The organism is Hungatella sp. (genome assembly GCF_046966825.1).
Genome location: NZ_JBKVCZ010000048.1, coordinates 1 through 26,437 on the forward strand (window position 1 = coordinate 1; position 26,437 = coordinate 26,437).

The following is a 26,437-nucleotide window of genomic DNA, read 5'->3' on the forward strand; positions in this document are numbered from 1 at the left end:
GGGGTAGACGGCCAGGGAGGCATAGCCGGGGAGGCTGGAACGTATGAGGCCGATCTCCGTTACGTGGTTGAGGACATTGGGAATCGCAAAATCACTGGGAATTTCGTAAAAATCAAAATTGACATTAGGGTATGCCGCCCGGAAATCATCGAAGAGATGGTGCAGAAAATAGGCGGAGTTTCCCGCAGGGATTGACAGCTTTAGCAGTTCGGAAAAAGCTGTCCTTTTATTGTGAATCTCGTTGTGAAGTTTCTCCTCAGCCTGGCAGATCTCTCTGGCATGCAGATAAAAGACGCGCCCTGCATCGGTCAGTTCCAGTTTGTGCCGGTTTCGGATTAGCAGCTTCGCCCCATAATAGGTTTCTATATTTTTTAGCTGATTGCTCAAAGATGGCTGGGCGATCAGCAATTGATTCGCCGCGGCCAAAATACTTCCGCATTCCACAATCGTAACAAAATTTCGGTAAGACTCTAAAGTCATAGAGCAAACCTCCTTACTAATATAATAAAAATATTATATAAAATATGTAAAAATGATAGTTTTATTATATTAAAAAATATGCTACAATGCAAATTGTTTTTAAAAATACATGCTTATAAAAGATATAATATTTATAAGTGATACTAATTAATAAAAATAAGGGGGACTAAAGATTACGATGAATGCTTTACTGACAGATTTACTTGCCGTATTTGGTGTTGTTTTGAACGCGCTTCCTCAGGGACTTTTGGCGCTGTCATTTGGATTTGCAGCTGTCCCGACGGCGATGGCGTTTTTTATTGGAGCAGCAGGGAATGTAATAACGGGAAATGTGGCGCCTATTTCATTTCAGGCGGAGACCATAACCTATGCGGGAACCAGCGGCAGGAACCGCTCGGAGCGGTGTACCATGATCTTTATAGGTGCGGTTATTCTTGCGGTGGTCGGCGCTTGTGGACTGCTCACAAAAATTGTGGATTTTATTGGGACAGATATTGCGAACGGAATGATGGCCGGCGTGGGACTGATCTTGACAAAAGCGGCTGTCAACATGGTGAAGGAAGATCACATTGCCGGCGGAGTGTCGCTGGCTGCGGCTGTTATTACCTATCTTTTGACCAGATCCAGTGCCAATACGCTGGTTTATACAATTGTTATTTCGGTTATCGCTTCCAGCATTGCTTCCGCGGTTCTGAATAAAGAAAAGAAGAATATTGTTATTGCCGATGATAAATTTAAGCGGCAGAAATTTACGATAAACGGAACGGTTATTTTTGGAGCACTCGGTATGGTATGCTTAAATATCGGGTCCAACATTTCCTTCGGGGAGATTACTGCCAGCATGGCGGGGGCAGATACTTTTAATGTGGATCATTTAACCCTGATCTCGTCCCTTGCGGACATCGGCTCCTCCTTCTTCGGCGGCGCGCCGGTTGAGTCAATTATTTCCGCTACCGCAAATGCGCCCCACCCGGTATGGGCCGGAGTTGCGATGATGGTAGTGGTAGGCGTGATTCTTTTAAGCGGCCTGCTTCCGAAAATCGGCAATTACGTTCCGTCCTCGTCCATTGCAGGCTTTCTGTTTGTGTTGGGCCTGTTCAAGACATTTGTGCTGGATGCGCCTGCGGCGCTTGCGGTTAATCCGGCAGTGGGCGGAAGTGCACTCGTTGTCACGGCAATCTCCAATCCGTTTCTCGGAATGCTTGCCGGAATTGCAGCCAGAATTCTTGGCATGTAAAGGAGGAAATCATTGATGAAAAACTATGAACTAAATCTATTTGGTGTAAAACGGGAACTGCCTTTTATTGATCTGGAGGATAATCTGGCATTTGCAAGTTTTGTCATTATGGGGGATACGGAGCTTATTATGGCCTGCGCGCCTAAGCTTGCCGAGAAGATCGGGGACGTGGATGTCATTATAACCGCGGAAGCCAAAGGAATTGCGCTGACCTATGAAATCAGCAGAATTCTTGGAAAAAAAGAATTTATCGTTGCAAGGAAAAGCATCAAATCCTATATGAGCGGAGTTGTGTCGGTGTCGGTACACTCTATTACGACTTCAGGAGAGCAGCACTTGTACCTGGACGGCCATGATGCAGAGAGTCTCAAGGGGAAAAAGGTGTGTATTGTGGATGACGTCATTTCCACCGGAGAATCGCTTTACGCGCTGGAGGCACTGGTGGAGAGTGCCGGGGGAATCGTCACCAAAAAGGCAGCGGTGCTCGCAGAGGGAAATGCGGCGGAGCGGGATGATATTATCTTTTTGCAGAAACTGCCGCTGTTTCAGAAAACGGATGATGACGGATATGAAATCAAGGAGTCATAAGGGCAGAAGAAGCTTCAAATAGGGTATAGTAAGACGGTATATAAAAGCAATATATAAAGAATTAAAAAGCAGATATCATATCATTCCAAAGGGAATGGATCATATCTGCTTTTTATAATAAAACAACTCACAAAAGCATGTTTTGAAGGAATTGAAGGAATCTCTTTACAACAGCAATCCAGGCAGTATAGAAGAAACAAAAATTATACATTGATAATAAGCAAAAACGCCTTATAATAGAGCTTAAGACGATTCAAAACCAATAACAGGAGGTATTCTTGTGACAGACAGATTGGAAACAGACCGATTGATTCTCAGACCATGGGATGAGGCGGACGCGGAGTACTTATACAACTATGCAAAGGATAACAGAGTAGGCCCCATCGCAGGCTGGCCGGTACATACAAGTGTGGAGAACAGCCGGGAGATCATTAAGAATGTCCTGTCGAAGGAGGGAACGTATGCGGTTGTCTTAAAGGAGACCATGCTTCCGGTGGGAAGTATTGGATTGATGGCTGGCAAAGACAGCAATCTCAATATTCCCGATACAGAAGCGGAAATCGGATACTGGATCGGAGTTCCTTATTGGGGCCAGGGGCTGATTCCGGAAGCGGCACGCGAACTGATTCGGTACAGTTTCGAGGAACTGCATATGGAAAAGCTGTGGTGCGGATATTTTGACGGAAATGAGAAATCCCGCCGTTCTCAGGAAAAGTGCGGCTTCCTTTATCACCATACCAATGAAAATATTCACTGGGAACTGATGAATGATACCCGCACAGAACATATCAACTGTATGACAAAGGAACAGTGGGAAAAGACAAATGCACAGAGAGTTCAGGTAAAGTCATGATATTTCAGCTGATGGGATTAACGGCGCTGCTCCTCTTTTATGGGGTTTATTTTGGAAAAATGGCAGCGCAGAGAAAGCAGGGTATCCAGACCGATCACATTGCCAAAGGCGGAAAAAAGGGACGTCTGTTCCGGGTGGAAATGACCATGAAGGCGGCGACTTATGCAGTCCCTGTTGTGGAAATCATAAGCCTGCTCTCCGGAACCAGCCGGATGCCGGATTTGATCAGATATTTTGGGGCGTTGGCAGCATTTGCCGGAGCGGCGTGTTTTGCTGCCTCTGTTTATACGATGCGGGACAGCTGGCGGGCCGGGATACCGGAAGGTGATAAAACGGAGATTGTGACGACTGGAATCTACAGTATGAGCCGCAATCCTGCATTTCTGGGATTCGATCTGGTGTATATCGGCTTGCTGCTCATGTTTTTTAATCCGGTGTTACTGGTGTTTTCGATTTTCGCAATGGTGATGCTGCACATGCAGATTTTGCAGGAAGAAAAATATATGGCAGATACATTTGGCGGCGAGTACGAGAAATACAGAGAACACGTTTACCGGTATATAGGGGCGAAATAAAGGAATGGAGGGAATACAAATGAAACGTGAAATGGGTATAGCGAGATGCGGGCTTGCCTGCTGTCTGTGTTCGGGGAATGAAACATGCGCAGGCTGTAATTCCGGTGAATGTCCGGATCGGGACTGGTGCGAGAATCGGAACTGTTCCATGGAAAAAGGAATTGAAGGCTGTTACGTCTGTGACGAATCCTGTTCCAAAGGGCTGCTGGGCAAAATAAAACCGCTTGGATTCCGCACATTTATACAGCGATACGGCGTGGAAACGCTGCTGGACTGCCTGGAACGCAATGAAAAGAATGGAGTCCTTTACCATAGGGAGGGTATTAACGGGGATTACGATGATTTTGAAGATGTGGAAGCACTGATTTCTTTTATCCAGTCTGGAAATAAAGCGTAACGATGGTATACAGGGAGAATCAGAGAGGAACGGCGGTACGAGTCTGAACAGTGCCCGGACTGACAGCGTATAATTTATGGCTGTCAGGGAGAAAATAACAGGGTAACAATCAATCTCAGATCATTCATAGGGGGTGTATTTGCAGCTGCAAATATATCCTCTTTTTACAGAAAGGAGGTGGTCCTGTGGACAATCATAAAAATATACCCAATAGGTTAATCAATGAAAAATCGCCTTATCTGCTGCAGCACGCTTACAATCCTGTGCAGTGGTATCCCTGGGGCGAGGAAGCGTTTGAGAAAGCAGTGCTTGAGGATAAGCCTGTTTTCCTATCTATTGGGTACAGCTGACTTGTCTGCATGGAAGTACATGTCACTGGTGCCATGTGATGGAACAGGAATCATTTGAAAACAATACAATCGCGGAGCTTTTAAACAGGGAGTATATCTGTGTAAAGGTGGATCGGGAGGAACGGCCGGATGTGGATGCTGTATACATGTCAGTCTGCCAGGCCATGAATGGACAGGGCGGATGGCCGCTTACGATTATTATGACGCCTGCGTGCAGACCGTTTTTTTCGGGCACGTATTTACCGCCTAAAGCACGGTACGGCCGGGTTGGTCTGGAAGAACTGCTGACTGCGGTGGCAGGGCAGTGGAAAACGAACAGAGGAAAACTCTTAGACAGTGCAGGACGGATCGAAGCATACCTGAAAGAACAGGAACGGGCGACAGTGTCGGCGGAGCCAGGAATGGATCTGGTGCATCAGGCATTTCGGCAGTTTGCAGGCAATTTCGATAAGAAGAATGGCGGCTTTGGCGGCGCACCTAAATTTCCGACACCCCATAATCTGATGTTTCTGATGGAATATGGAACGAGAGAGAAGAAGCGGGAAGCTTTGACTATGGCGGAAACAACGCTGGTGCAGATGTACCGGGGGGGAATTTTCGACCATATTGGAGGCGGATTCTCCAGATATTCCACGGACGAAAGGTGGCTGGTGCCGCACTTTGAAAAAATGCTTTATGATAATGCGCTGTTGGCGCTGGCTTATGTGGAAGCCTTCGGTCTGACCGGCCGTGAGTTATATGGAGGCGTGGCGCGGAAGATTCTTGCATATGTGGGTGCGGAACTGACGGATGCACAGGGCGGATTCTATTGCGGACAGGATGCGGACAGCGACGGCGTAGAAGGAAAGTATTATGTTTTCACTCCAAAGGAAATATGCAGGGTCTTGGGCGAAAACGCAGGGATGGCATTTTGTGACCGTTATGGAATTACGGAGCATGGAAATTTCGAAGGGAAAAGCATACCGAATCTGTTGGGAAATGAAGCGTATGAGGAAGATGTAAACGCAGGATACACAAAAGCGGAACAGGCAGAAAACGAACTGACAATAGCTGACCTTCAAAAGCTATATGAATACCGCCTCCAACGGACCCGGCTTCACAAGGACGATAAGATTCTGGTTTCCTGGAATGGCTGGATGATCTGCGCGTGTGCGAAGGCCGGAGCTGTGCTGGGTGAGACGGAGTATGTGGATCTGGCTGTGCGGGCGGAAGCATTTATCCGTAAAAACCTTGCGAGGAACGGTCGGCTGATGGTGCGCTATCGTGATGGCGATGCAGCGGGAGAGGGAAAGCTGGACGATTATGCCTGCTATATTCTTGCATTGCTGGAGCTTTACAGGGTGACCTTCCAGGAAGATTATCTTGCGCGTGCGTCTGCCTGGGCGGAAACGATGATTGAGCAGTTTTTTGACCGGGAGCGGGGCGGATTCTATCTTACGGCAAAAGACGGGGAAAGGCTTATTGTGAGGACAAAGGAAACTTATGACGGTGCGATGCCTTCCGGAAATTCGGCCGCTGCCCGGGGACTTCAGCAGCTGGCACAGATTACCGGGGTGTCAAAATGGCAGGAAATACTGGATCAACAGTTGCATTATCTGGCCGGCGCCATGGAGGGATATCCATCCGGGCACAGCTATGCGCTGCTGACAATGATGAATGTTCTGTATCCGTCAAAGGAACTGGTTTGTACGATTTCACCTGCTGTCTGCGATACAGAGCAGAAGACACTGCTTAACCGCCTGGCTTATCTGTCAGAAACGGTGCCGGGACTGGCCGTCGTGGTGAAGACTGCGGACAATGAAATGGAACTGGCAAAGCTGGCGCCATATACCAGAGATTATCTGGTGCCGGAAGACGGTATGCTGTTCTATCTCTGCAACGGCAGCAGATGTCTGCCTCCAGTAGAGAAACTGGAGCAGTTGACGGAGAAATGGTTATGAGCTTAAAAGACAGAAATGAAAAAGAAATATACAGGGAAGAGCAATGGAGGGAAGAGCAATACAGAAAAATAGAATCACATCTCCTTCTGGACGACCGTCCATCCGAGTACCTGGAGAAAATAGGAGAAACGGAAGAATTTAATCATTTCCCCTTTGATCTTCTGAAACGAATGAAACAGACAAAGCAGTCACCGAAATACCATCCGGAAGGCAGTGTATGGATTCATACAATGATGGTGGTAGACGAGGCGGCCAAGCGCCGGGAACAAAGCCAAAATCCGCAGGTATTTATGTGGGCTGCCCTTCTTCATGATATTGGAAAGCCGTCCGTTACCAGATTCCGGAATGGAAAGATCACCTCCTACAATCATGACAGGGAGGGGGCGGAGCTGGCGCGGGAGTTTCTTCTGGTCTTTACAGAAGATGAGGCATTTATTGATGCCGTCTGCGGGCTGGTGCGATACCATATGCAAATACTGTTTGTGACTAAAGGGACAGCACGCGCACAGCTGAAGGAGATGAAGCGTTCCGTGGACATCCGGGAGGCGGCGCTGCTGGGACTTTGCGACAGGCTTGGACGCGCCGGCGTGGATGTGGAGAAGGAGAAAGAGAGTGTCATGGCTTTTCTTCAGCTATGCGGCGTTCCAGGAAAGGATTTTGATTTCATCTAATAACCGGGCTGAAGATAATACCTCTTATAAAAACAGCAAATCAAGCGGCATAGGCTATACTGGCTATGCCGCTTTGTTTGCTGCGGTATATCGGACTTGAGATTTAAACCGTGATCTGATATAGTGTAACTATTTAGAAAAATAAATTTCAGAAAACTGTGATGAAACAAAAGATAAGCAGGATGCCGCCTGAGCCGGATATGCAGGCTCTTTCTGGCGGTTCTGTGGAAAAAGAAAGAAGGGGATATTGAAAATGGACGCTGTAAATATCAATATTGAGGAGCTGGAGCACCTTCTTCGGCAGGCAGGAAACCTGTTTCAGGATAGAACGGCCGCCGGGCAGGTTCAGACAAAGGGAATTGCGGATTACGTAACAGCAGTGGATTACGCGGTACAGCAGTATATTCAGGAGTGTTTAGAGGCCTCTTATCCTCATATTCAGTTCCTGAGTGAGGAAAAGGCAAACCAGGAAATCGATCAATCCGGTCTCGTGTGGGTGCTCGATCCGGTGGATGGAACCACCAATCTGATTCACGATTACCATACCAGCTGCATTTCCCTGGCTCTGATGGGCGGGGGAGAGGTGGTGCTTGGTATGATCTACAATCCCTACAGCAAGGAACTATTTCAGGCGAAAAAGGGCGGAGGCAGCTATTTGAATGGGGAACGGATTACGGTAAGCGGTGCCACACAGATGGAGGAAAGTCTGATTGCCATAGGCACCTCGCCTTATCACAAAGAAATGGCAGATGAAAACTTTGAGCTGTTTAAACGCCTGTTCCTGGACTGCCAGGATATCAGAAGGAGCGGTTCCGCGGCCCTCGATCTTGCACATGTAGCCTGCGGGAGGCTGGAAGGCTATTTTGAAATCGGCCTGAAGATCTGGGATTTTGCGGCAGGTATGCTTTTGGTGCGGGAGGCCGGCGGAAGCGTTCTGGATTACAGCGGAGCACAGGCAGATACCAGCATGGTTAATAACATTGTGGCGGGTAATTCTGAGATATCCCGCCTCTTAGCGTCTAAATACGTATAAAGCTGAAAACGTGCCGCAGATGCAGCTATCGAAAATGAACGAAGCATTTTGCGTACAGCAGTATATCCGGTTTAAAAGATCATGCGCACTTGATAAAATTGGGTTTGGAGGGATAACCATGATAAAAAGAGCAGAAGAAAAAGATATAGCTGCAATAGCAAATTTAGCTGCCATGATGTGGAGCAATCATTCCGCCGAAGAGTTAAATAATGAATTTTCAGAGCTTTACAGGAAAGAAGAGGCCCAGTTCTTTTTAAAATATGAAAATGATATTCCCGTTGGCTTTGCCCAATGCCAATTAAGACATGATTATGTGGAAGGAACAGAAACGAGTCCGGTTGGATATTTGGAAGGTATTTTTGTAAAAGAAGGCTTTCGCCATAAAGGGTATGCTGGAGCGCTGTTAGCTGAGTGTGAAAATTGGGCGAAATCAAAGGGATGCAAAGAATTTGCCAGCGACTGCGAATTAGACAATGATGAAAGCTTACAATTTCATAGAGCAATGAACTTTACAGAGGCAAACAGAATTATTTGCTTTACTAAGAAAATATAAACGACAGATTGGATAAGAGTTAAAAAGCCCTGCAAATCAGCGAATAAGCGTCTGATTTGCAGATCTTTTTAACTCTTATTTTTTCGATTTTATATTTATATAAATACTTACTTAAAAATTATGCAAAAGAGAACCACAAAAAAATAGCTAAAAATCGAGACTGGAATTTATCTATAATATACAAAAACTTTCACTTTGAATTCCCACCCACCCACTCCGGCTGTTATTATGAGCAAAAACAAATCCAAATTACGTTAAAAAACATACCGTTTGCGTATCCGACGGTTCATTATCCCTGAGAAGTGTTATGATGGGATCATTCAAAAAGCTGTGAGGGGTAAGAACAATGGAACGGATTGATTTTAATGAAAACTGGACGTACAGGCATCTCAGCGGCGAAGCTGACGATAAAAAGGGTATTCCGGCCAGCCCGGCCCTTCCAGCCGCCCCGTAACACTTCCTCATGACGCCATGCTTGCCGAAAACCGATCGGAAAAAAGCGCAAGCGGTATCAACGGATGCTGGTTTGAGGGACACGATTATCTATATGAAAAGGAGTTCCATGTGCCGGCCGATTACAAGGACAAAGATGCAGTCTTTGAATTTGAGGGGGTCTACCACAATGCGGAGGTATTGATTAACGGTCAGCAGGCGGCGTTCCGCCCATATGGCTATACGAATTTTTACGTAGACGCCAATCCATATTTAAAATACGGGGAGACAAACCGGATCGAGGTCATTGCCCGCAACGCGGACCAGCCCAACAGCAGATGGTACTCCGGAGCCGGAATCTATCGGCCGGTGTCCCTGTATCTCGCTGAAAAACGGCATATTTTGATGAACGGCTTGAAGGTACGGACGAAGAGTATCCGGCCGGCGGTTGTCGAGGTGCTGGTGGATACCACAGATGCGGGCCGCCTGACGATTGAAATCCTGCGGGAAGGCCGTGTCGTGACGGGAGGAACTGCCGATACGGAGGGGAAGATCGGTGTGAGTGTGGAAATTCCTGATGCCCTTCTGTGGGACTGCGGCCATCCCAATCTGTATACGTGCCGGGTAATCTATGAGGCGGATACCGCCGAGGTGACATTTGGAATCCGGACGCTGGAGTGGAACGCCGAAAAGGGGCTGACGGTAAATGGAAAAAGAGTCATACTCCGCGGGGCCTGTATCCATCATGACAACGGTATTCTGGGGGCCTGTGCATTTCCGGAGGCGGAGGAACGAAAAGTACGGATTATGAAGGAAAATGGCTACAACGCCCTTCGCTCCGCTCACAATCCCTGCTCCAAGGCGCTGCTGAACGCCTGTGACCGGCTGGGAATGTTGGTTCTCGATGAGTACGTTGACGTCTGGTATATCCACAAAACGGAGTATGATTATGTAAACTATCTCGCGAAATGGTGGAAGCAGGATTTAAAGGATATGGTTGAGAAAGACTACAATCATCCGTCGGTGATCATGTACTCCACTGGAAATGAAGTGTCCGAGACGGCCCAGAAAAAGGGAATAAAACTGACCTCCATGATGACCGAATATCTGCACAGTCTGGACGATACGCGCCCGGTTACCTGCGGCATCAACATATTTTTCAACTTCTTAAGCTCGGTCGGATTCGGCGTTTACAGTGACAAGAAAGCCAAAAAAGAAGCAGAGAACTCAGGAAAAAAGAAGAAAGCAGTGGGAAGTGAATTCTTCAACAATCTGGCTGGCATTCTGGGCGGAACGACAATGAAGCTGGGGGCTGTCTTTTATGAATGCGACAGGAAGACGAGAGATGCATTTGCGGCGATGGATATCGCGGGCTATAACTATGGGATATTCCGTTACCGCCATGATTTAAGAAAATATCCGGAGCGCCTGATTCTGGGAAGCGAGACCTTCTGCTCGGACGCCTATGATTTCTGGGAGACAGCAAAGAAGAATCCACGGATCATCGGTGATTTCGTATGGGCCGGAATGGATTACATGGGGGAGGTCGGAATCGGCGCCTGGGAATACGAAGACTATGCGCCGAAGGATAACGGTTGTGTCGGCTGGATGACGGCGGGCAGCGGCCGTGTGGATCTGATCGGAAATCCCCTTGCCGAGGCTGCTTACACAAAAGTAGCATTTGAGCTGGAACAGAAACCTGTGATCGGAGTGCGTCCGGTCAATCATACGAAGGACAGGCATACGCCCTCAGCCTGGAAGATGAGCAACGCCAGACAGTCCTGGTCCTGGAACGGATGCGACGGCAATGCGGCTATCGTGGAAGTATACGCCCGGGCCGCCCGTGTAGATCTGTTTATCAATGGGAAAAAAGTGGGAAGCCGCCGGGTAAAGGCGGGCCGGCTGGTACAGTTTGAGACGAAATATTACAGCGGGAAAATCACCGCGGTGGCCTACGATGAAAAGGGTGATGAGCTTTCGAGAAATTCCCTGGAGACCGCTGAAAATGAAACGTATTTAAACGCCATACCGGAGCAGAAAGCGTGCGCTCCCAAAGAAATCTGCTTTGTAAAGCTCAGCTACTCAGACAGAAACGGCACGGTAAAGCCACTGGAACGCGGCAGAATCAGGGTAACGGTATCAAAAGGAACGCTTCTTGGGCTTGGCAGCGCCTGCCCGTTTAACCGGGACGGCTACTTAAACCGTGAGACGGATACGTATTACGGGGAAGCGCTGGCGGCGATCCGCGCTGATGGCGAAGGCCGCGTGGAGGCTGTGGTGAGCGACGGCGTGAGAGAATGCAGGGTTCTGGTTCCGGAGCCTCCTGTCCTAAATGCGTCAGGCGGCACTGCCGCATCACGGGTACACACGTGACACAGATACACGTGACACAGATACACGTGACACAGATACATACCTGACACAGATTTCAGGCACTATTTAATACGTACTTACGTCAAGCAGTACCAGGAGGAACAAAATGCTGAGAATAGGCAGACTGACAGTAGAAAATCTGACAAAAGAATGCGTGACGGACAATCCCCGGCCGCGATTTTCCTACTACCTGGAGAGTGACCGGGAGAATGTATCACTGAAGAGCGCGGTCATTCGGATGAACGGATGGAGCACCGTGACGGAAGACCAGGTAGCGGTGCCCTATGGCGGGCCGGAGCTTGAGCCATTTACCCGGTATGCGGTGACGGTCCATGTGACTGATGACGCGGGGGAGACGGCAGAGGCCCGCATGGATTTTGAAACAGGCCGCCTGCATACACCATGGACGGCGAAATGGATAACCGACGGCTCCTATCATTTTAAGGAAGCAAAAATCTCACCGAAGACCATGACCTTCCGAAAGAAGATTGATGGGATTCGGGAGGTGAAAAGCGCAAAGCTGTATGTGACCGCGCTGGGAATCTATGAACTGCAGTTAAACGGCGGGAAGGTCGGAAACGACTATTTTGCACCGGGCTTTACTTCCTACAGGCATCAGCTTCAGTATCAGACGTATAATATCACCGACTCATTAAGAGACACCAACGAGCTGATTGCGGTTGTCGGCGGCGGCTGGGCGGTGGGCGCCTTTACTTATAAGAGAAGAAACCGGGTTTATGCGAAACGACAGGCGCTGCTGTGTGAACTGCGTATCGTGCACACGGACGGAAGCACGGAAGTAATCGGTACGGATGAGACGTGGAGCGTCACGGAAGACGGCAGATACCGGGAGACGGAATTCTATAACGGCGAGGTGTATGACGCGGCTGTGGATTACGATCAGATTTCATGGAGAAATGCCGCTCTGGAAGAAGTCCGCATTCATCCCGAGATAACGGCGCAGTACGGCGTGCCGGTCCGGGCGCATGAGCTCTTCCGGCCGGTCTCGGTTACCAGAGCGAAGAGCGGCATGCTGATCTATGACTTCGGACAGAATTTTGCCGGAGTGATCTGCGCGAGGCTGAGAGGCAGAAAGGGCCAGCGTATCGTCTGGAAACATGCCGAGATCCTGATGGGCGGCGAGCTCTATACGGAACCGCTGCGGACGGCCAGACAGGAAGCGGTCTACTGCTGTGTGGACGGAGAGCAGACGTATTCGCCGCGGATGACGTATATGGGATTCCGGTATGTGGGTGTTGAGGGAATCGAAGAAAAGGACCTGGAGCTGACGGCGGCAGCGCTGTACTCCGATATTGAGGAGACAGGGGACTTTTGCTGTTCCCATGATCTGGTCAATCAACTGCAGAGCAGCATAAAGTGGGGGGCAAAGTCCAATTTCGTGGATATTCCCACGGACTGTCCTCAGAGAGACGAGCGCATGGGATGGACGGGGGATATTGCCCTGTTCTCGCCGACAGCCGCCTATAACTTCAATATGAGCCGTTTCCTGGAAAAGTGGCTGCGGGATGTGAAATCCGAGCAGAGCAGGGGCGGAGGCATTCCCATGACGGTACCTTTAGTGAGGGTACCGATGCAGTGGGAGATCATGATTCCCATGGCGGTGGACCACTGGGGAGACGCCTGTATCCTGGTTCCCTGGGCAGAGTACCGGGCGAGAGGAGACAGGGATCTCCTGCGCCGCATGTATCCCGTCATGAAGCGGTATATCGGCGCGTGCAAATTCTGGGCCGGCCTGTTTTCCTTTGGCAAACACCGGAGAATCTGGAAGCTGCTTCACCACTATGGAGACTGGTGCGCACCGGGAATCGGCATGTGGGCATGGATGGGGAGAGGCAAATGGACGGCGACGGCATGCCTTGCCAACTCTTCCCGCATTGTCTCGGAAATTGCCGGATTGCTGGGAGAAGAGGAGGACGCCGCATACTATGCAAAGCTGAGTGCGGAGACCTCTGCCGCGTACCGGGAGATTCTGATGGAGAAGGATGGCACGGTCAGACCCGAATTTCAGACCGCCTACGTGCTTCCACTCTACTACCAGATGCTATCCGCTCAGGATAAAAAGAAGGCGGCGGCTCATCTGGTCCGCCTGATCCGGGATAATGACTACCATATCGGCACCGGATTTCCAGGAACTCCTTTCGTCCTGTTTGCCCTGGCGGATAACGGTTACGGCGAGGACGCGTGCCGGATGCTTCTGACCGATACGTGCCCATCCTGGCTGTACGAGATGAAGGTGGGCGGTACGACCATCTGGGAACGGTGGGATGCCCTGCGGGAAGACGGAACCTGCAACACGGGGGCCGACGACGGCACCGGCGGCATGGTTTCCTTCAATCACTACGCCAGCGGTGCGGTCGGAGACTTCTTATACCGCCGGATCGCCGGCATAGAAGCGTTAGAAGGCGGTTATAAGTCCTTTCAGATAGAACCGCTTATGGGAGGCGGCATTACGTGGGCCAAAGGCCGTGTGATAACCGCTTACGGGCCGGTTTCCAGCGAATGGGAGCTGAAAAATGGGATCTTTACCATCACGGTGGAGGTGCCGGTGGGAACGGTCTGTTATCTGACCATGCCGAGCGGCACAAAGAGGACGCTGGGAAGCGGAAAATATACGATGAGTGAAGGGAAACAGAAATGAAGACAGGCAACTTTTTTGAAAATCCGCTGATGCGGACAAAAATCACGTCAGCCAATGTAAAGACGAGGGAGATGCTGCTGGGATATTTGATCGGGCCGTTCTGCGCGTTTATTTCTAACGCCGTGTTTGGCTCCTATCTAAACCGGTACTATTCCGATGTGATTGGCTGGACGGATACGGGGCGGTTCGGACGTTTCTCGGCATTTCTGCCGATGGTCTCCGTAATCTTCGTTATTATCGGTAATCTCGTGGTGGGGCGGCTGATCGATAATACGAGGACGCCGCAGGGGAAGGCGAGGCCCTATCTGTTCCTCTCGGCTCCACTGGTGGTCATTGCCATCGCCCTCTTATTCTTATCCCCTCAGGGGGCAAGCCCGGCCATACAGATGGTGTGGATCGCCTTATCCTATAATCTGTATTACGCCGTGGCGTATCCATTTTTCTATACGGCCCACAGCTCCATGGTGGCCCTGTCCACCAGAAATCTAAACCACCGCGGTATGCTGGCCACCTTTTCCAACGCCTCCGGTGTGGCGGCGGTGGGAATCGGCGCGAGCATACTGGTGCCGATGCTGCTTCAGAGCTTCCTGTTTGTGGAGAAGGACGGCGTGATCGACACCGCGGCAAGCTACAGTAACTGGCGCATGGTGATGGTAATCCTGTGTATCGTCACATTTCTGGGAATCATGCTGGAGTACTATTTTACGCGGGAGCGGATCACGGAGGAAAACCTGAAGCTGGATATCCGGGAGGAGAAGCTTCCCATGATGAAGCAGCTGAAGGCGTGTGTAAAGAACCGGTACTGGTGGATCATTATCCTGTATTTCCTGCTGTTTCAGTTTGGCGGACTCGTAAAAAATGGCTCCATGAGTTATTATTGCCGCTGGATGTTTGATGGAATTACGAGCGAAGCGGCGGCAGGCGCGGCCATGGGAACCCTGGGGCTGATCGGAGGCATTCCGACGGCGGTGGGCATGGTAATCGCCTGGCCGATTGCCAATAAACTGGGAAAACAGCGGGCGGTGACGATTGGACTTGCCGTCTCCGTAGTGGGCGGACTTGTGAGCTTTATAGACGTCCATAATTTCGTGCTTGTCTGCGTCGGTGTGATTTTAAAGGGGATCGGTTCCATACCGGCCATGTATGTGACACTGGCGCTGCTGTCCGATGTGCTGGACCACTTGGAGGCCAGAAATGGATTCCGGAGCGACGGGTTCACCATGTCGGTATACGGCGCCATCATGGTAGGCATGACCGGCCTTGGAAATGGCATTATCAATGCCCTTTTAACGGCCAGCGGATACGATGCTTCCGCAGTTGTGCAGAACACAGGCGTTCAGACGATGCTGGTAGTCTGCTATCTGGCCATCGAGCTGACCTGTTACGCGGCCATCGTTGTATTAATGGGCTTCTTAAAGGTCGAGAAGCATGTGAAAGCGGACCAGCAGATCATTCTGGAGCACCAGAAGAAGGCGGTTCTGGCCGCCGGCGGCCAATGGATCGAGCCGGAAGAACGTCTCCGCATGGAACAGGAAGAAGCGGAGCGCGCGGCAGAGGAGGCCCGCAAAGAGGAATTAAGGGCGTACTGCCGAAAGAAAGGCTTAAGCTACGAGCGGGAAGAAGAAAAATATCAGAAAAAGCTTGCTGATAAAAAGGCAGGGGCACTGAATAAGAGGAGGTAGAAGATGAAAGTAAAAAGTCATATCTGGCGGGGGGTAACGACGCTTACCGCATCGTTTCTGACAGTATCCTTATCCGCAACCATGGTGATCGGCGGATTTCGAACGGATATTGATAAATTCCTTGGAACACAGAGTTCGAAGATTCTCACCGAGGGGGCTTCTGCGGAGGAACTGTATACATACGCATCTGATTATAAGAGTACGACAGAGCTTTTGGACGCCATCGAGGATCTTGGAGAGCGTATGAATGAGGAAGGCTCCGTGCTTCTCAAGAATAACGGCGCGCTCCCTCTCTCGGAGGCGGAGACGAAGAAGGTATCCCTGCTGGGCTTCAGCAGCTATTATCCGGTACAGGGCGGAGATTTTGGAAGCACGCTGTCCGTAAATACGGGAACCGACGCGGATACGGTCGATATGGTGACCGCCTTCGCCTCAAAGGGCTTTGTAATCAATCCGGTTTTACAGTCCATGTATGAGGGGATGAAGGAAAGCTTCAAATCAGAAGCCATCCTTCCGTGGGGAAAGACCACGTATTACCGGACGACTGCGCCTTCCACGACGGGAACCTTTACCAGCCTGGAAGCCGACGAGGAGGCCATGGACAGCGCCGCTCCGGGATGGAAGGACAGCCTTTCCGATTATAACGTCATGGTGGTGACCCTGGCCCGCGCCGCCACGGAAAACGGCAACTATATGCCGGGAGAAGACGGTGTTAATCCGGAGCAGAGCTTAAATCAGACGGATCCGCTGGGCCTGTCGGATACGGAACGGGAGATCATTCAGGCCGCGGTGGATGCGAAAAAGTCAGCCGGCGGAAAGGTCATCGTGCTTTTGAACAATGCCAGCGCCATGGAAATCGACGAGATCAAGAACAACACGGGTGTGGATGCCATTTTACAGATCGGACTTCCGGGCGGATACGGATTCTACGGTGTGGCCGATATTTTAAGCGGAGCGGCCAATCCATCCGGCCATCTGACCGATACGTACGCGGTAAAGAACAGCAATTCCCCGGCCGCACAGAATTACGGAAATTTCGAATACACCAATGCGGATTCGGCTTATTCCATTAATTCCGCGCTGGTGGAAGCGGAAGGCATCTATACGGGATATAAATATTATGAAACGAGGTATGCGGACTGCGTTCTGGGACAGGGAAATGCCTCCGATGCGGTGGGAAGTGTAAACGGCGCATCCTGGCAGTATGATGCGGAAGTCTCCTATCCCTTTGGCTACGGCCTCTCCTATACGACCTTCCGCCAGACCCTGGACAGCCTGGAAGTGGATCTGGCGGCCAAAACAGTGACGGCGGCGGTTACCGTGACCAATACCGGCGGCGCTGCGGGAAAAGATGTGGTCCAGCTTTACGTTTCCCTGCCCTATACGGAGTACGATCAGAAGAATCAGGTAGAGAAATCTGCGGTTCAGCTTCTCGACTACGCGAAGACGGAGCTGTTAAATCCCGGAGAATCCGTGACGGTTACGATCACAGCGGACGCGCAGGATATGACCAGCTGGGACAGCGCCATTGACAATGAGGCGGGGACGAAGGGCTGCTTTATCTTAGACGACGGAACCTACTATTTTACGCTGGGCAACGGCTCCCATGAGGCGGTAAACAACGTGCTTGCGGCGCAGGGAAAGACCGTCTCGGACGGCATGACGGAAGACGGAAATCAAGACTGTGTGAAAACATGGACGCTGGATTCCTTTGATTCCACAACCTTTGCCTACAGTGCCAATGGAACCGCGGTCGAGAACCAGCTTGGCGACGCCGATTTAAATTACTATATGCCTGGTACGGTTACTTATTTAACGAGAAGCGACTGGTCCGGTACGTGGCCGAAAACCTATAAGGATTTAACTGCCACAGAGGAAATGCTGGAAGTCCTTAAAAATGACCTGGTGGAGATCCGGGAACAGGGGGATCCAGCCTCCGTTACCTTTGGCGCGGACAACGGCCTGACACTTGCGGCCTTAAAGGGAGTGGAAGATATCAATGATCCCAGATGGCAGCAGCTGATCGACCAGATTACGCTGGAAGAAGCCATGATCCGTACCGGATTCGGAGGCACCAGCACGAAGACGATCGAATCCATCGTGTCCCCGGAGGCGGTTCAGAACGACGGGCCAAACGGAATTAATTCCTACACACTCGGACAGTATGCAAATACGGATGCCGAATCGGGAGATCCTTACGCAGTCAGCAGCGACGACAAGAATTTGAGCTATAAATTCGGAACCATGTGCAACGAAACCGTGATTGCACAGACCTTCAGCAAAGAGCTGGCCGCGGAATACGGCAGAGTGATCGGAAATTATTCGATCTGGTCCAACCTGCCGATCTTCTGGGGTGCGGGGACCAACCTGCACCGTCTGCCTTACAATGCGAGAAACCATGAGTACTACTCGGAGGATGCGGTGCTGACTGCTTATCAGGCGGCGGCTTACATCGAGGCAGGAAAGGAATACGGATGTATCATCGCTCCGAAGCATTTTGCAGCCAATGACACGGAGATCAACCGGTCGGGTATCAGCGCCTTCATGACGGAACAGAAGCTGCGCGAAAATGAACTCCGCGGTACCCAGGCCAGCATCGAGGATGCGGGCGCGCTGGGAGTCATGACAACCTTTAACCGGATCGGATGCACGGCGGGCAATGCGCATTACGGACTGCTCATGAACATTCTTCATAAGGAATGGGGATTTCAGGGACTGATGTCGGAAGACTTTATCCAGGACGCCAACTACAGCGTGTTAAAGGAGGCGGTTCACTGCGGCGTTACGATGACCTGCAACACCGGCGATAATGACATTGCGGCAGTCACCGCGAAGTGGCCGTACTGGACCGTGGACGCGGTCAGCAAAGACGCTTCCATGATGCAGGATTTAAAGAATGTAATGCTCTGGCAGAACTATGCGCTGGCCAATTCCAACGCGATGGACGGCCTTGCAGAATCTTCCCGCATTGTAAGCGTGAGGACCTGGTATGACAACGCACTGACGGCGGCATGGATCGTGTTTGCGCTGCTGACACTGGGCGGAGCAGCTATGTACTTAAGGAGTGTAAAACGGAAAGAGAGCCAGGAGGGAGAAGCATGAATTTTCTGAAAAAGCAGTCCGCGGGATTTTACCTTGCGGCAATAACAACGGTATTTGCCATTGCAGGGCTGGTATTTTATTATATAAACTGCAATACGGATTATTTCGGAAATCTGGGAGTCAGTCTGTCTCAGGTGGTGTGTCTGGCGGCGGCCTGTGTGCTGGAACTGGTTTACATCATCGGATACGAAAGGGCCGGATCGAAAATCTATCTGGATCTCCTGCCTGTGATCGCCGGGGTTCTGCTCACGGCAGCACTGGTTCTCTTCATTTCGAGCCGCGTGGCAGGCATCGCCTCGATCATGACGTTTGAAAACAACGCACAGACTATGGCGGATATGAAGAGTGCAGTCATCGGCATGGTATTCTGCCTGCTGGCCATTGTATTTAACATTATTGCATCTTTTTTCCGCGTCGTAAAGGAGCGGTAAGGGACAGAAACGGAAGAGAAGGTTGCAGTTCACAGCCCCGAGAGAAGGAATCTTGGAGACAGCCGGACGGTTGTCTCTGGGGTTCTTTTGTGGTATATAATTTAATAGGAAAGTATTGGGTAGCAGAAAGAGGGGAAAAGTCCATGATTCATGTTGCGTTAGTAGAAGATGATCGGAATTATGCGGAAAGCCTGACAGAGCATCTGCGTCACTATGAAGCGGACAGTGGGGAGAAAATAAAGATTACGGTATTTGAGGATGGGGAAGACATTGCGACAGATTATAAAGCGGAGTACGATATCATTCTGATGGATATTGAGATGCGGTTTATGGACGGAATGACGGCGGCGGAAAAGATTCGTGAGCATGACAGCGAAGTCGTCATTATTTTTATCACCAATATGCCCCAGTATGCGATCAAGGGCTACCTGGTGGACGCGCTGGATTACGTCTTAAAACCGGTGTCCTATTTCGCATTTTCCCAGCGGATCGACAGGGCGCTGGTGCGCATGAAGAAGCGGGACAGGAAGTATCTGACAATTGCGGTAAAAGGGGGAATGCAGAAGATCGATATTTCCCAGATCTATTACGTGGAGGTGCAGGATCACGATCTGATATATTATACGGCAGCGGGGAAGTTTCGTTCGAAGGGCACGATGAATGAGGTCGAGGATGCGGTTCACAGCAATACATTTTTCCGGTGCAACCGCTGTTATCTCGTCAATCTGGAACATGTGGAGAATTTCCAGAACGGCATAGCGACCGTGGGCGGAGTCCCCGTGCTGGTCAGCCGTTCCAGAAAGAAAGCGTTTCTGGATGTGCTCAACGATTACATGAACGAGGTGGGAAAATAAGATGAATACGATGAACCTGGCGGATACGCCGGGATACTATTACGCAATTGCATACTGGCTGTCGGCCCTGCTGATTGTGATGCAGAACAAGAAGCGCATAAAGAGCCGGGGCTGGTGGGGCGTTCAGCTTTGCTTTCTGATCGCCATCACGGTACTCATGACGGTGACAGCTAATCCGGACAGAATTTTCTTCCTGCCGATCATGGCCTTATGCATTTTTATACTGTTCCTTCAAATCTATACGTGTGCGGATTTTACGCCGACAGTAGCCGGATATTACTGTGCGCGGGCATTTATCTGCGGGGAGTTTACGGCTTCCCTGGGCTGGCAGATTTACTTCTATTCGGTGGCGGGGCTGCATTTGAAGCGTTCCTATCTTACCAGCTTCCTTCTGATTGCCGTGGTCTATGCCGTGGTATTTGCCGTGTTCTGGTTCCTGGATACGAAGCAGTCCTCGGATGAGGTGGAGATACGAATTACACGCAGGGAGTGTTTTTCCGCAATTATTCTCAGTGCAGGAATCTATCTGATGAGCAATTTAAGCTATGTCTATGACAATACGCCGTTCAGCAGCCGTTTCCTGTCGGAGATCTATATTATCCGGACGTTTGTGGATTTAGGAGGGGTGGCCGTCCTCTACGCATACCATCTCCAGGTGAAGGAGCTTCAGATGAAATTTGAGGTTGACGCACTGCAGAAAATGCTGCAGATGCAGTATGCGAACTATCAGATCTCTCAGGAAAGCATCGATATGGTGAATCAGAAATACCACGATTTAAAGCACCAGATCGCGGTGCTGCGAAGCGAAGTGCGCTGCGAGGAGAAGACGGACTGCCTGGACAGAATGGAGCGGGAGATCAAGATCTATGAGACTCAGAATAAGACGGGAAATGAGGTGCTGGATGCGATTCTTACAAGTAAGAGCATCTACTGCCAGGGTCAGAATATCAGCCTTACCTGCGTGGCCGATGGCAGGGCGCTGCATTTCATGGATACCATCGATATCAGCAGCCTGTTCGGCAATGCGATGGATAATGCCATCGAGAGCGTCAGACAGATTCCTGAGGAAGAGAGCGAGAAGAGGCTGATTCATTTATCGGTGGTGAAACAGAAAGGGTTTGTCCGAATCCGCGTGGAAAATTACTGTGAAAAAGAGCCGGTGCTCAAGGACGGAATGCCGGTCACGACGAAGAAGGATACACGGTTTCACGGGTATGGCTTGAAGAGCATTCAGAGCACGGCCAGAAAATATGGGGGATCGGTGACGGCCTCGGTGAAGAACCATTGGTTTGAACTGAGGATATTGCTGCCTGAGAAGGCGGAATAGGAGCGGGGGAGACCGGTCGTGTTACCGCACCAGCAGGAGATTGACTCTGGGCCCGATGGTACAGTTTAGACGGCGGGCGATCATACCCACAAGGACAGCGGCCACAATGGTCCCTTCCCTCACTCCGGCCAGTTCCCTGTAAAGGACGATGCCAATGATGGCGGCGGCAACGGTGATTGAGGTATCGAAAGCCACCTTGGTTCTGCCGAAGTCAGTATGGAATGTCCTGGAAATGGCATTGACGAAGCATTCGCCAGGAAGCATGACCACGCCTGCGGCCATTTCCATAAAGACTCCGAACCCCAGAATGGCACAACCCAGCAGCAGGCATATAACCTTGGCCGGGTAAGCAGCAGGTGAAAGGAATCCCAACAGTTCCATGGTCATGTCAATGAACCAGGAAAACAGAAAGGACACGGGAATCTGCAGCAGATACTGGCGGGGAAAATCTTTGCGCAGCAGAATTATCTGAATCAGGATCAGCACAATACTCATATACAGGGTAAACATACCCAGGGTAGGGGAAAAGCCAAGACTTAACGTATAGGGGACACTGGATATTGGCGAAGTCCCTAAAGCGGCCTTGGTTATAAAACTGACGCCGAACGAGTTAATAAAAAGTCCGGCGAGAAAAAACAGATATCGTTTGCACCATTCTCTGCGGGTCATTGCAGTACCTCCAAATCAGTCATATTGCGGCATAGGGCCGTCAGTGTTTCTTTGAGCATTTCCGTCTGGGGAACGCTCAGCCCGCCGCAGATTTCTTCTTCACATTTTTGAAAAACTTCCATTACCTCCCGCTGCTTTTTCCAGCCAAGCGGTGTTAAATAGACGTGAAAGGAGCGGCGGTCACCGCCTTCAGTCCGGCGTTCAATCAGCTGCTTTTCTTCCATGCGGGTAAGAAGACCGGTCAGCGTGGCCGGATCGATCTGACAGCCCTGAGCGATCCGGCGCTGCACACTTCCATCATGAAGCCCGAGATAGTCCAGAATCTTCGGCTGCCCGGGACCCAAATCGCTGAGCCCGCTGAATACCTTTTTTTGAAATAGAGAGTGGGTTGCCATCAGTAAATAGTGAAGACTTTTATCCATAAGACCTCCATATGATTTATTCAGATAAAATAGTTTGTATGTGAAATGTTTGCATACAAACTATTGAGAGCCAGATATTAGTCTACCACAAATATCGGAATTGTCAAGAAAGGCTTGTGAGGAGTTAATTGGGCACATGAAAAAGCTACCGGTTATACGGCCGCCCCAGACTGTAGACAAAATTCATTTGATTGTATAGCAGTGTATTTTCCAAAATAAGTATGTGCCGCTGTATTTCTGGTCTGAACTATTGTATAATTAAGATAAATAGGAATTATCTGACGTCTCCATATATAGAATTAAAATCAATGCAGCTGACCACATGGAACGTAGAGGAAGCTCAGAAGGGAGTTATAATGGGAATAAATAATAAGAAAAATCATTTGTTTCGTAGTTTAATCTTTTTCATTATGATTCTTTTTGCTATGGGCTTAACTATGAATGTGCTCTTTTGTAGTAATTATAATCTTTATGAATTATTAGCTAAGCCAACTGTAATTGAGTCGATGGCAATTTCTGAAAATATCGTTACCAATGAAAATGATGACGATACTACCCATTTTAAAGCATCATTTTTGAACAAAAATAATTCTCATACGGAAATGATAACAGCAGCTGTTCCAAAAGGATTCGGCCCGTATCTTTTTCTTATTATAGTTCTTCTGTTTTACTTTTCGGCCTTGTTTATATTATTGCCTGATGAATGGACATTAATTAATCAAAAGGTACGTCTGGACGATTGAATCAAATCTTTTTCCAAGCATTGCAAGTGTGCTGGTGGTTGTAAGCCATTTTTAAAGTCAAACAATGGCTTTCTTTTTGTATGCAAACAGATAGTGAGTATAAGCCATATACTTATTATGCGAGTAAGGAAAAGAAGAGATTTAATTGGAGGAATGAATGAAAGAAAAGATATATAAATTATTTCTCATCTTAATGGTGAGTCTGTCCTTGGGTTCAGGTTCCCTGGCCCAAAATGAGATCCGCAAGCTGCTTGAAGCTCTTTCGGGAACAGGTGATATACAGGTGGTTCAAGAACTCGATGAAGAAGAAAAACAAAAAGAGTCCGAAGAAATAAGAAAAAAGAAGAGCTTTCTAAATTATTTTCAAGATATTCTATGATAGATATTGTTTATTTCCAGTTTAATGAATAGTATAAAGGACACCAGATAGCTTTTATGATCTGGTGCCCTTTCGTTTTATACATTATAAATATTATACATTTATCAAAAAAATTATAAAAACTGTGTTTGTCTGCAGTCTGAAGCGACCGATTATACGGCCCCCATGGATACCTCTGCCTCCGATACCTCCCGCTTCGACATCTCCAACTCCGATACCTCTCTCCACTATACCTCCCGCCGGTCGAACACCGACGGTTTATTTATACGTCCCAGAGACACAGCCCTGGAATCACGGCCGGTGGCCGCAGGGAGCCTCGCCGCCGTAACCCGGCTGTTATCGTAAGTTCTAAAAAAATATTCCTGCGTAGAAAGATTCATAAATGCAGTATACTGCGTATAATCAGGTGTGCCGCGGGAGGTCATGACGGCGCCCTTCGGAATGGTAACGCTGTTCATGATATGAAAACAGGTATTGACGGCTTCCTGTTTGTTTTCCGGAATCGGAGTATGGCTCTTCATCCAGGCCGCCCTCACAAATCTCGAAGGAGGCGTGAAGTCACCCGGAAGTCCAAAGGTGCCGCCGCCCTGTCCGAACGGCGTAAGGCTGACAGAATCCCACTCTTTTTCAGGAGTCTGAACAGAAGTCACGTTCATAAAGTTGCGCAGGTTCGTCAGATGCCATGGGAGGTCGGGGCTGTTAGACAGTACCCCCATGAGATTATCCATTAAATGAAGGCCGGAGGCTGTCTTCTCCGCAACCATACATTTCCCGCTCTTATCCGTCAAAATCCAGTGGAGCGGGGCGATGGAATGCGTAATGGAGTCTTCTACCCCCACGATTCGGATGGTCCGGAGCAGGGAGGCGGCATGATCCACGGAAGCACACAGGCCCAGCAGAAATCCGACAAGCTCGATGGCGGCCACAGAGATTCCCTTCGAATCCGGGGCGGCGATGGGATCATACGCGGCATAATCCGGGAAATACAGAACTGCGGCCGCAAATCCCATCTCATTCACTCCGTCCGCAAAGAAGACCCTGGAAATATCCTGGCCAATCCCCATAAAACTATATTGGTTCCGGATTTTGTGCGTATTCAGAAGATTCCTCCACTCATATCCTTTCGGAATAAAATACAGTTCCGGATCCAATGGATAAGAAAAATCCATGGTACGGCCAAAATAAACTTCTCTTTGCGGTGTCTGAACAGCGATTGCAGTGCACATATCTCTCCTCCATATTTTGTCCCAACAGATATGGTTAAATATATTCCTGCATCTCTGTAAATATTCAGTCAGCGGGGGAGTATGGATTATCTGCCCGTAACAGTATGGTAGATCGTGATAAATCCCGTGATAGTAACGATTGCCACCATCACCGGCGTAATAAACTTGATCAGGAAAATCCAGGCTTTAGCCAGCTTAAACCGCACTCCGCCGTGTTCGATTTCCTCAACCAGCTTTTCCGGATTCCATTTCCATGCGACGTAGTAGCACATGAAGATGCCGCCCAGAGGCAGGAAGATATTGTCCGTCAGCATGCAGACGAAATCGAAAATGTTATAGTTCAGTATGGAGATATCCGCCAGCGGCCCAAAGGACAGGGAACTGGGAATTCCAAGAAGGAAAATCGCCGTGGTTAAGAGAAGCACGGCTTTTTTTCTGCTCCAGTGCCAGGTTCCCATGACGAAGGAGGCACATACCTCCAGGAGGGCGACAGCACTCGTCACGGCTGCAAAAAATACCAGTAAAAAGAAAAGGGTTGCGAAAATAGATCCGCCCTTCAGTGCATCAAACACTTTTGGAAGTGTGACGAAGATCAGGCTGGGACCGGAGGCCGGCTCCAATCCGCTGGCAAATACAGCAGGAAAAATGGCGATTCCCGCGAGAACCGCGATTACGGTATCCAGGGCCGCGATGTTGATGCAGCTTTTAGGAATGCTGATATCTCTGTCCAGATAGCTTCCGTAGGTGATAGTGATTCCCATACAGAGGCTTAATGAGTAGAAAACCTGTCCCAGCGCCGCGCTTACGGACGTAATGTTAAATGCATCGAAACGCGGAGAGAAGATAAACGCAAGCCCTTCCCCGGCTCCTGGCAGAGTGACGCCGCGGACAATAATAATTATCAGGATGATAAACAGCGCAGGCATCATGAATTTACTGGCCTTTTCGATTCCACTGACACCGAAATAACAGATCAGGCCGGTAATCAGCATGAATAAGAAAAACCAGACCAGCGGTTCCACAGGCTTCGCCGTAAACGCACCGAAATCGGCCGGCGGCTGAAAGGTGGTGGCATAGCTGGCAAAGTATTTGATGATCCAGCCGCCGATAATGGCGTAATAGGATAAGATGACGAAGGCGGCAAGCACGCCGAAGCAGCCGACGATCCGGGCATGCGGATGAATCGTATCATACGCGAGAACGGGATTCTTCCCGGTCTTTCTTCCCAGGGACATCTCCGTAATCATAACGGGAACACCCAGGATGCAGATAAAAAACAGATAAGCGATCAGGAACGGAAATCCGCCGTTGCGCCCCATAAGATACGGAAACTTCCAGAGATTTCCAAGGCCGATGGCCGCGCCGGCGGTAGCCAGGATAAAGCCCATCTTGCTGGCCCATTTGTTGTTCGTTTTCATAAGTAGATCTCCCCCAATAATATGTTCTTTTCTCGTGTGTACA

The 26,437-nt window shown here is 49.6% G+C and carries 24 protein-coding genes; 19 read left to right on the forward strand and 5 right to left on the reverse strand.

Annotation, left to right across the window (positions count from 1 at the left end):
* On the reverse strand, positions 1–480 hold a 480-nt coding region (locus ACLTD4_RS15840), incomplete at its 3' end, for a LysR family transcriptional regulator (RefSeq protein WP_412331413.1).
* A 178-nt stretch (positions 481–658) separates the two neighbouring features.
* Between ACLTD4_RS15840 and ACLTD4_RS15845 the strand changes: the two genes are divergently transcribed.
* From ACLTD4_RS15845 to ACLTD4_RS15925, 17 genes are all read left to right on the forward strand, one after another.
* The gene (locus tag ACLTD4_RS15845; RefSeq protein WP_117623555.1) at positions 659–1,717 is read left to right on the forward strand and encodes an NCS2 family permease; all 1,059 of its coding nucleotides are present in this window, start codon (positions 659–661) and stop codon (positions 1,715–1,717) included.
* A gap of 15 nt (positions 1,718–1,732) precedes the next feature.
* Positions 1,733–2,305, forward strand: coding sequence for a phosphoribosyltransferase family protein (locus ACLTD4_RS15850; RefSeq protein WP_117623556.1), 573 nt, complete (start codon positions 1,733–1,735; stop codon positions 2,303–2,305).
* Positions 2,306–2,585: 280 nt separating this feature from the next.
* A complete protein-coding gene (locus ACLTD4_RS15855; RefSeq protein WP_117623557.1) occupies positions 2,586–3,158 on the forward strand; it encodes a GNAT family N-acetyltransferase in 573 nt (190 codons plus the stop codon).
* Positions 3,155–3,733: a methyltransferase family protein gene (locus ACLTD4_RS15860; protein WP_117623558.1), complete on the forward strand. Its 579-nt coding sequence runs from the start codon at positions 3,155–3,157 to the stop codon at positions 3,731–3,733. Before ACLTD4_RS15855 ends, ACLTD4_RS15860 begins: the two co-directional genes overlap by 4 nt.
* A 19-nt stretch (positions 3,734–3,752) precedes the next feature.
* The gene (locus tag ACLTD4_RS15865) at positions 3,753–4,130 is read left to right on the forward strand and encodes a hypothetical protein (protein ID WP_002605006.1); all 378 of its coding nucleotides are present in this window, start codon (positions 3,753–3,755) and stop codon (positions 4,128–4,130) included.
* A gap of 185 nt (positions 4,131–4,315) precedes the next feature.
* Entirely contained in the window at positions 4,316–4,480 is a 165-nt protein-coding gene (locus tag ACLTD4_RS15870; RefSeq protein WP_117633872.1) for a DUF255 domain-containing protein, read from the forward strand.
* 38 nt (positions 4,481–4,518) lie between these two features.
* Positions 4,519–6,420, forward strand: a complete 1,902-nt coding sequence (locus ACLTD4_RS15875) for a thioredoxin domain-containing protein (RefSeq protein WP_117633873.1) — start codon at positions 4,519–4,521, stop codon at positions 6,418–6,420.
* Positions 6,417–7,091 carry an HDIG domain-containing metalloprotein gene (locus tag ACLTD4_RS15880; RefSeq protein ID WP_117621969.1) on the forward strand — a complete coding sequence of 225 codons (675 nt, stop codon included), beginning with the start codon at positions 6,417–6,419 and terminating at the stop codon, positions 7,089–7,091. Before ACLTD4_RS15875 ends, ACLTD4_RS15880 begins: the two co-directional genes overlap by 4 nt.
* 253 nt (positions 7,092–7,344) lie before the next feature.
* The gene (locus tag ACLTD4_RS15885; RefSeq protein WP_055653203.1) at positions 7,345–8,124 is read left to right on the forward strand and encodes an inositol monophosphatase family protein; all 780 of its coding nucleotides are present in this window, start codon (positions 7,345–7,347) and stop codon (positions 8,122–8,124) included.
* A 118-nt stretch (positions 8,125–8,242) separates the two neighbouring features.
* Complete coding sequence (aac(6'), locus tag ACLTD4_RS15890) at positions 8,243–8,677, forward strand: aminoglycoside 6'-N-acetyltransferase (RefSeq protein WP_055653204.1); 435 nt, start codon at positions 8,243–8,245, stop codon at positions 8,675–8,677.
* Positions 8,678–9,148: 471 nt separating this feature from the next.
* Positions 9,149–11,482 carry a glycoside hydrolase family 2 TIM barrel-domain containing protein gene (locus ACLTD4_RS15895; protein ID WP_412331414.1) on the forward strand — a complete coding sequence of 778 codons (2,334 nt, stop codon included), beginning with the start codon at positions 9,149–9,151 and terminating at the stop codon, positions 11,480–11,482.
* A 106-nt stretch (positions 11,483–11,588) separates the two neighbouring features.
* Complete coding sequence (locus tag ACLTD4_RS15900; RefSeq protein ID WP_117621971.1) at positions 11,589–14,141, forward strand: alpha-L-rhamnosidase; 2,553 nt, start codon at positions 11,589–11,591, stop codon at positions 14,139–14,141.
* Entirely contained in the window at positions 14,138–15,823 is a 1,686-nt protein-coding gene (locus ACLTD4_RS15905; RefSeq protein ID WP_117621972.1) for an MFS transporter, read from the forward strand. The genes ACLTD4_RS15900 and ACLTD4_RS15905 overlap by 4 nt, the downstream gene beginning before the upstream one ends.
* A 3-nt stretch (positions 15,824–15,826) precedes the next feature.
* On the forward strand, positions 15,827–18,925 hold the full coding sequence (locus ACLTD4_RS15910; RefSeq protein ID WP_117621973.1) for a beta-glucosidase: 3,099 nt from the start codon (positions 15,827–15,829) through the stop codon (positions 18,923–18,925).
* Entirely contained in the window at positions 18,922–19,356 is a 435-nt protein-coding gene (locus ACLTD4_RS15915; protein WP_002604997.1) for a hypothetical protein, read from the forward strand. The genes ACLTD4_RS15910 and ACLTD4_RS15915 overlap by 4 nt, the downstream gene beginning before the upstream one ends.
* A 143-nt stretch (positions 19,357–19,499) precedes the next feature.
* The gene (locus ACLTD4_RS15920) at positions 19,500–20,210 is read left to right on the forward strand and encodes a LytR/AlgR family response regulator transcription factor (protein WP_055653209.1); all 711 of its coding nucleotides are present in this window, start codon (positions 19,500–19,502) and stop codon (positions 20,208–20,210) included.
* 1 nt (position 20,211) lies between these two features.
* Positions 20,212–21,537 (forward strand): ATP-binding protein, encoded by a 1,326-nt coding sequence (locus tag ACLTD4_RS15925; RefSeq protein ID WP_117621974.1) that lies wholly within the window; start codon positions 20,212–20,214, stop codon positions 21,535–21,537.
* A 21-nt stretch (positions 21,538–21,558) separates the two neighbouring features.
* Here ACLTD4_RS15925 and ACLTD4_RS15930 read toward each other — a convergent pair whose 3' ends face one another.
* Both ACLTD4_RS15930 and ACLTD4_RS15935 read right to left on the reverse strand, forming a co-directional pair.
* Positions 21,559–22,206 carry a YczE/YyaS/YitT family protein gene (locus ACLTD4_RS15930; protein ID WP_117621975.1) on the reverse strand — a complete coding sequence of 216 codons (648 nt, stop codon included), beginning with the start codon at positions 22,204–22,206 and terminating at the stop codon, positions 21,559–21,561.
* Entirely contained in the window at positions 22,203–22,628 is a 426-nt protein-coding gene (locus ACLTD4_RS15935) for a MarR family winged helix-turn-helix transcriptional regulator (RefSeq protein ID WP_117621976.1), read from the reverse strand. The genes ACLTD4_RS15930 and ACLTD4_RS15935 overlap by 4 nt, the downstream gene beginning before the upstream one ends.
* Positions 22,629–22,984: 356 nt before the next feature.
* On the opposite strand from ACLTD4_RS15935, the gene ACLTD4_RS15940 reads away from it, so the two are divergent.
* Together ACLTD4_RS15940 and ACLTD4_RS15945 are read left to right on the forward strand one after the other, a co-directional pair.
* Entirely contained in the window at positions 22,985–23,371 is a 387-nt protein-coding gene (locus ACLTD4_RS15940; RefSeq protein ID WP_117622074.1) for a hypothetical protein, read from the forward strand.
* Between the two features lie 157 nt (positions 23,372–23,528).
* Entirely contained in the window at positions 23,529–23,750 is a 222-nt protein-coding gene (locus ACLTD4_RS15945; RefSeq protein WP_117621977.1) for a hypothetical protein, read from the forward strand.
* A 227-nt stretch (positions 23,751–23,977) separates the two neighbouring features.
* Here the strand turns inward: ACLTD4_RS15945 and ACLTD4_RS15950 are convergent, their stop codons facing one another.
* Complete coding sequence (locus tag ACLTD4_RS15950) at positions 23,978–24,976, reverse strand: choloylglycine hydrolase family protein (RefSeq protein WP_117621978.1); 999 nt, start codon at positions 24,974–24,976, stop codon at positions 23,978–23,980.
* Between the two features lie 86 nt (positions 24,977–25,062).
* A complete protein-coding gene (locus tag ACLTD4_RS15955; RefSeq protein ID WP_055653216.1) occupies positions 25,063–26,394 on the reverse strand; it encodes a sodium-dependent transporter in 1,332 nt (443 codons plus the stop codon).
* Positions 26,395–26,437: the final 43 nt, after the last annotated feature.